5 protein-coding genes are annotated in these 7,182 nt (G+C 38.3%); all 5 read left to right on the forward strand.

Annotated elements, in window-relative coordinates; translation table 11 throughout:
- Positions 1–1,015: 1,015 nt before the first annotated feature.
- The 5 genes from BC008_RS06780 to BC008_RS06800 all read left to right on the forward strand — a co-directional run bounded on the left by BC008_RS06780 (position 1,016) and on the right by BC008_RS06800 (position 7,058).
- Entirely contained in the window at positions 1,016–1,357 is a 342-nt protein-coding gene (locus tag BC008_RS06780) for an NHLP leader peptide family RiPP precursor (RefSeq protein ID WP_058183364.1), read from the forward strand.
- 82 nt (positions 1,358–1,439) lie between these two features.
- Positions 1,440–1,799 (forward strand): NHLP leader peptide family RiPP precursor, encoded by a 360-nt coding sequence (locus BC008_RS06785; RefSeq protein WP_058183365.1) that lies wholly within the window; start codon positions 1,440–1,442, stop codon positions 1,797–1,799.
- 70 nt (positions 1,800–1,869) lie between these two features.
- On the forward strand, positions 1,870–2,175 hold the full coding sequence (locus BC008_RS49300; RefSeq protein WP_058183366.1) for an NHLP leader peptide family RiPP precursor: 306 nt from the start codon (positions 1,870–1,872) through the stop codon (positions 2,173–2,175).
- 526 nt (positions 2,176–2,701) lie between these two features.
- Positions 2,702–5,977: a type 2 lanthipeptide synthetase LanM family protein gene (locus tag BC008_RS06795; RefSeq protein WP_058183367.1), complete on the forward strand. Its 3,276-nt coding sequence runs from the start codon at positions 2,702–2,704 to the stop codon at positions 5,975–5,977.
- Positions 5,978–6,062: 85 nt separating this feature from the next.
- Positions 6,063–7,058, forward strand: a complete 996-nt coding sequence (locus BC008_RS06800; RefSeq protein WP_036268408.1) for an aldo/keto reductase — start codon at positions 6,063–6,065, stop codon at positions 7,056–7,058.
- Positions 7,059–7,182: the final 124 nt, after the last annotated feature.

Consider the following 7,182-nt stretch of genomic DNA (forward strand, 5'->3'; position numbering starts at 1 on the left):
CTTTTCAAGCTAATTAGCAAAAATAATAGTCTTTCTTATTTGCTTTTGATGCAAAATCAGATGATTAAGTTTACGTTTTTGGTTTGAGTGAAAGCACCAATATTCATGTCAATCACCACTAATATAAGTAGGACTTACGCAACGAAAATTTGCTGTTGTGACGGTCACCATGTGTAGGGTTAGTGCTATTACTAGTCCTTATACCAATTTGGAAAAATAATGAGACAGATAGATTTTGTAGAGACGTTGCATGCAACGTCTCTACCGTAGAATCTGTTGCAATGATTTATTGAATTGGTATTAGCAAAGCTGTTAGTGATAGCGTGACGTTAATCATACAGCAGCTTAGAAGTAAATTAGGTACACTACTCCTTCCTCACCCTGTCCTTACAGACTCCCTCTCCTATAGCGGAACTCTTGGGTTCAGCCATAGTTAGGAGAGGGATTCGCTTTGGTTGTACATCATAAATCTGCAATACGCTGTATCTTCATTTTTACCAAAGCATTCACCCTCTATAGTGCTACGCGCAAGTCAAAATAGACCGCACCAAAAACGTTAGTAAAGTGCGCCTATATTGACCAAAAGCTTACACATCATAGCTTTTAGGATTTACCAATGTCCCAAGCTTATTACATAGCTATATCTCGTTATCACCTTGTCTACCAAAATAGCCTTGTAATAGTCACTTTAATAATTTATATCCATTTTCAAGCAGTTTACTTTCTAATTATCCATGTTCTAAACCAGAAACACTATCCGAGCCTAAACAATCCACTGTTTCTTCTAGAGAACGTCACTTTTTTTCAATTTCCTGAATAAATCTGAGCTTTCATTAATTGTTTTTGCTTGGAATTTGGGCAATAGTTAAGTCATAGAGAACAAAGACAAGAAACGAGAAATTCAAGTTCTATCCAAGTGTAGTTTTCTTGATTTCACCACTTGTCTTCTTTTCACTACTACTACTTGAAAATTAAGTTGGTCAAGACTAACAAAAATATCACAAAGGACAAAATCATGAGCGAACAAACACCACAAACTCTAGAAACCAGAATTATTACCCGCGCTTTACAAGATCCATCTTTTAAGGAACAGTTGCTTAGCGGACCAGTTGCAGCTAAAGCAGCTATCGAACAAGAAATCGAGCAAAAACTTCCCCAAGACTTGCAAGTCAATGTACTAGAGGAAACAGATAAGGCTTCCTATGTAGTTCTACCAAAAATGCCTTCAGTTGACGAAGTATCAGAAGAAGAATTAGAAGCTGTTGCAGGGGGAGCAGCATTTACTGTCGTTTTCAAGACTGCAACATTTCTTACAGGAGGTTTGCCTTGTACCTTTGGTTCTATCACCTTGAAATAAATTGTCTAACCTTTTTGGTGAAACCAAGACTAGCTCATCCAATCTACTAACAACAAACAAAAACATCACAAAGGAGAAAATCATGAGTGAACAAACCCCACAAACCCTAGAAACTAGAATTATTACCCGCGCTTTACAAGATCCATCTTTCAAGGAACAATTGCTTAGCGGACCGGTTGCAGCTAAAGCAGCTATCGAAAAAGAAATCGAGCAAAAACTTCCTCAAGATTTGCAAGTCAATGTACTAGAGGAAACAGATAAGGCTTCCTATGTGGTTTTACCAAAGATGCCTTCAGTTGACGAAGTATCAGAAGAAGAATTGGAATCTGTTGCAGGTGGAAGAAGAAGACCAAGTTCTGGTGCCATTGGTGCTGCGACAGCTGTTACCAGTTTGTTCACAAACACCTTACCTTGTACCTTTGGTTCCATCACCTTCAAATAAATTGTCTAACCTTCTTGGTGAAACCAAGACTAGCCTATCTACTAACAAAAATATCACAAAGGAGAAAATCATGAGCGAACAAACCCCACAAACCCTAGAAACTAGAATTATTACCCGCGCTTTACAAGATCCATCTTTTAAGGAACAGTTGCTTAGCGGACCGGTTGCAGCTAAAGCAGCTATCGAAAAAGAAATCGAGCAAAAACTTCCTCAAGACTTGCAGATAAAAATACTAGAAGAAACAGATAAAGTTTCCTATGTAGTTCTACCAAAGACATCTTCAAGTGAGGAACTGTCAGAAAAAGAATTGGAGACTGTAGCAGGAGGATTCTTTAGGTTGCCTTGCACCTTTGGTTCTATAACCTTCAAATTTTAAATTGCGTAACCTTCTTGATTTTACGAAACACTTGTAGAGACGATGTCGACGGGTTATCTATACGGGGTTCGCGAGTTGTCTCTACAGGGTTTTATGGGTTAAATAACCAATCAAGATAAATGCAACATACGCCTAGTAATTTGTTCCATTGATTTTAACTGGTTTATATATCTATCGTTCTATTTTTTAACAAATCGAGCACACGGGTTTCGGACAAATTTGTAAAATTAATGGGACAGATTCCTAGTGTTTTGTCCCATTAGTTTCGATAAGTTTAAAAAATATCTTCTACTCCCTCTTTTCTCCTTCTTTTTCCTCCCTGCATTCACCCGTCAACTTCAATGAGACAAACTACCTTTTCTTATAAGCTCTGTTAATATCTAGCAAATATTACCGTATATAGAGGCTCTGCAGACGCTCCAGGCTCTTACATTCCATTAGCCATATGATTGAGACGTATTAACGCAAGCCTGTTAGAAGCATCTACGATATTCACCTGTAATTATAAAAATATAACTGAGAAAATATGACAAACACTACGGAAATTTCACTTGACGATTCTATCCTGTACAAAGGATTGTTAAAAATTGTTGAAAAATCAAGTACAATCGCCGAAAGATTGGGAGATAAATTTTCTTTCAATCCTACAGCTATTAACAAAGATTTTGTCGATTCTCGTGTTGCTAATTGGTGTCAAATGGTAGCAGGAGGAAATCAAGAAAAGTTTGAAAAACGTCTTGCTTGGGAGGATCTAGATTTAGACAAAATACGTAGCGCCTTTGACGCTAAAAGTTTGGTTGACGAGGATAATTTACCTGCTTGGGCAGAAACTTTAAAAGCAGCTTTAGAAGCTTCACGCAAAGGTATTAGAGAAGATAATTATTTTTTAAACCCCGAACAACCGCTTCCTTTTGAAGAAATATTTTTGTCTTTTATTTATATTGCTAGGAAAAAGCTCAAAACTCAAGCTGGCTCTAGTTATTATTTACTTTCGATTGATGCCCATGCTTGCTTACAATTTCAACTGTTACAGTCGTTGGTTGAACTTTGCACTCAAGCAATGGCGCTTGAGTTCCAAATCTTCAGAAATTACGAACAACCAACATTGAATAGATGGTTGGCTCAAGTAGATGGTTCTCATTCAAAAACCCACTACAACAAGTTTGTTGGCAAAATGTTGTCGGGAGGGCTACTAGAATTTTTTCAAAAATACAGTGTTTTGGGTCGTCTGGTAGGAACAGTTACGGATTTTTGGGTAACTAATACCTGCGAATTTCTCCAGCGCTTGAAATTAGACTGGTCAGAGATTCAGAAAACTTTTCAAGGCGATTCAGAGTTAGGACAAGTTGTAGATATTGGGGCTGGTCTTTCTGACCTCCACAACCAAGGAAGATCGGTCTTGGCGCTTAAATTTGCTTCTGGGTTAAAACTAATTTATAAGCCAAAAGACTTGGGTTTAGAAGTGGCTTTTTTTGAGTTAGTTAAATGGTTAAACGATCAAAAAACTCTTCCACAACTAAAACTGATGCAAGTCCTCAACTGTTCTAATTACGGTTGGGTCGAATATATCGAACATTTACCTTTAGAAGATTCAGAAGCTGCAGCCCGATATTATCAACGGGCGGGAATGCTTTTATGTTTATTGTATGTGCTTTCAGGTGCAGATTTTCATTACGAAAATATTATTGCTTGTGGAGAATATCCTGTCGCCATCGACCTGGAAATGTTGATGTGTGGCAAAATTCGAGAACGAGAAAATGATGACAATATAGATGCTTTATCTGTAGCAGTTGACAAGTTTCAGTATTCAGTACTCAGTACTAGCTTTTTGCCGAAGTGGCAGTTTGGAAAAGATGGCATAGCCTATGATATCAGTGGTTTGGGTGGGGCTGAAGGACAACCAACTCATTATCGCAGTCCGGTTTGGAAAAACATTAATACAGACGCTATGGTATTGGGTTATGAGGATACTAAAACACGACCTTACTTTAATGTTCCAATTTTAGATGGCTATAAGTTGTCCCCAAGCGATTATCAGGAAGAGTTGGTAGATGGTTTTCGCAGCACTTATCAGTTTTTAATGGGACATAAAGAAATATTTTTGGCTGCGAATAGTCCAATTACAGGATTTGCAGATCAACGAGTGCGTGCACTCATGCGTCCTTCTCAAATCTATGATTCCCTTCAGAAACAAACATTACAGCCCAAGTATCTTCAATTTGGAGTGGATCGCGATATTGTATTAGATCTTCTTAGTAAAGCTTTTATAGATTCTGAAGATAAACCCCATGATTGGCAAATTGTTATGGCTGAAAAACAAGCCATGCAAGATTTCGATATTCCCTTGTTTACAGCGCGATCCAATCGAGATGTTTTTATCATTAACGATAATCAAGCAATTGATCGCTATTATCGAGAACCTAGTTACGATCTAATAAGAAATCGTTTGCACCAACTCAATGAAAGTGATTTAGAACAACAAATAGGTTTTATTTACAGTTCTTTGTATGCAAGTACTGCTAGTAAGCCTGCCAATTCTTCATTATCAGGACAACCTGCACCCAACTTAGAGACTTTTTCCCCTTTAGTTAAGGAGAAACTAGTTCAGCAGGCGATTTCAATCGCTAAAGAGATGGAAAAACGAGCAGTACGTGCAAAAGATGGTAGTGTTTGGTGGATGGGTATGGAATATGTACCTGATGCTGGGCAATTACAACCGCGATCCCTGGGCTACGATCTATATGATGGCTGTGCTGGTGTGGCTTTCTTCTTAGCTGCATTAGCTAAGGTTACTGAGAATAAAAAATTTCGGGATTTAGCTTTGGGTGCTTTACAACCAACGCGTAATCTTTGGAAACACTGGAATTTAGAATCGAAAGATAAAATCATTAGAGAACTTAATCTTGGTGGAGGTAAAGGTTTAGGGTCGATTGTTTACAGTTTGGTACGATGCAGCCAATTTCTAGACGAACCTGAACTTTTAGAAGATGCTCAAAAATTCGTTTCCTTGTTAAGTCCTTCAAATATTGCTAACGATCGCAAGTTCGATCTTGTTTCTGGAACTGCTGGCTTAATGTTAGGGTTATTAGCTCTCTATGATGCAACTAAAGATTCCCAAACTTTAGCACTAGCAAAAACTTGTGCGTATCATTTGATCGATAACCGCGTCAACAGCGAGAAAGGATTTTTAACTTGGGCTACTACTGGAGGCAAATTATTGACAGGGATTGCCCATGGTGCCGCTGGTATTGCCTATGCATTACTCAGATTATTTGCCTCAGTTCCCGAACCAATTTTTTTGCACGCTGCTGAAAGTGCGATCGCTTACGAACGCTCTGTGTTTTCTCCACAAGCTCAAAATTGGTTAGATTTAAGAAGCGAGCAAGCAGCATGTGGTACAAGTTGGTGTAATGGCGCACCTGGTATTGCTTTAGCTCGTTTGGGAGGTTTGTCAACACTAGATAGCGAAGTAATACGCCAAGATATCGAAGCCGCTCTACAAACTACAGGAAAAATAGCCTTACACAACATCGATCATCTTTGTTGCGGAAATCTTGGTTATTCTGAAGTATTCTTAATCGCAGGTTCACAACTACAAAGAGAAGAACTTATTGAACTAGCTCAAAAACAAGCTGCTTATGTAGTCGAAAGATCTGAAAAAACTGGTTACTTTCAGATATTTCCTGGTGATTTTCGAGGCATTTATAACCCTGGTTTTTTCCAAGGAACGGCAGGAATTGGCTATCAGTTTTTAAGACTAGCTTACCCAGAATTATTACCCTCAGTGCTTTTGTGGCAGTAGCTAAGAGATAAGTAGGGGCATGACATTACTATGTTCCTACGACTAAATTACTTCACTTTCATATTGCTAGTTAACAGGATTGGATATGACTTTCCCTGCTTCTTCTTCCCTTGAAATTACAAATAAACAGTTAGATTTACCTTTTTATCGCAAATTTGGAAGAACTGACTTAACAGTTAGTTGTCTGGGTTTGGGTGGTGGTGGTGGTATTTCCAGTGAAGATACTCTTTATGCTTTCGATCAAGGAATTAATTACTTCTTTTACTCCTCCGATTTGCACCATTACGCATATAGTCCTATGTCTAATGCGCTGCGTCAATTATGCGGAAGAGGTTCTTCAATACGGGAAAAGGTTGTCTTAGCAACTGTAACTTACATCAAAAATCCAGAAGCAGCTATTCCAGTTCTATGCGACCAGTTTAAAGAGTTAGGAATTGACTACATCGATGTCTTTTTCTGGGGTTGGATCGGTGGGAATGAAGGACAAATTTTAAATGACTGTTTGCAACTTTCTCCTTTCTTGAGAGGAAGTAATACTTTTTATCAAAAAGTTATCGAACAAGTTTTTGGTGTGTCCGAACGCATGAAAAAGATGGGGGTTGTTCGTTACATTGGCGCATCTTTTCACGACCTCGACCTCGCTCAGCAATGGTTAAATAGTCCACTTTTAGACGTGGTCATGGTTAGAAATAATGTTACTCACCGTTATGCTCAGAATAAAATTTTTAAGAAATTAAGTCCTGAAGATCCGCAGCGATCTGGAATTGTTACCTTTAAGTCTACTGCTTGCAGTTCTGGTTTACTTTGGAATGCACCTATTGACTTACCTTTAGAATGTTGGCGACCCCAAGCTCCCGATCTCTACCGCTATGCTTTAAGTCAAAACTGTGTAGATGTCTGCTTGACTGGGTTAACAAATCGAACAGAAATTGACAGCGCGATCGCAGGTGTCAAGCAAGGAAAATTGACTTCAGAAGAAATCGACTATCTCAATCTTTATGGGGATATGCACCGCAATAGCTTAAAACATCAAGATGTCCCTCCAGAAAAATTAATCTATCGCAGTTCTCAATTATCCTAAAGCCATTGTGGCATTACAAGTTATAACGTCTTTATTTACTACTATAGGAATCATATTTGATTTATGAAAAAAACTACGAGATAATACGGGCAAAGATATCGGTCTAACAACGAACAATGATAAA

Source organism: Mastigocoleus testarum BC008 (genome assembly GCF_001456025.1).
In the GTDB taxonomy this organism is placed as follows: Bacteria; Cyanobacteriota; Cyanobacteriia; order Cyanobacteriales; family Nostocaceae; genus Mastigocoleus; species Mastigocoleus testarum.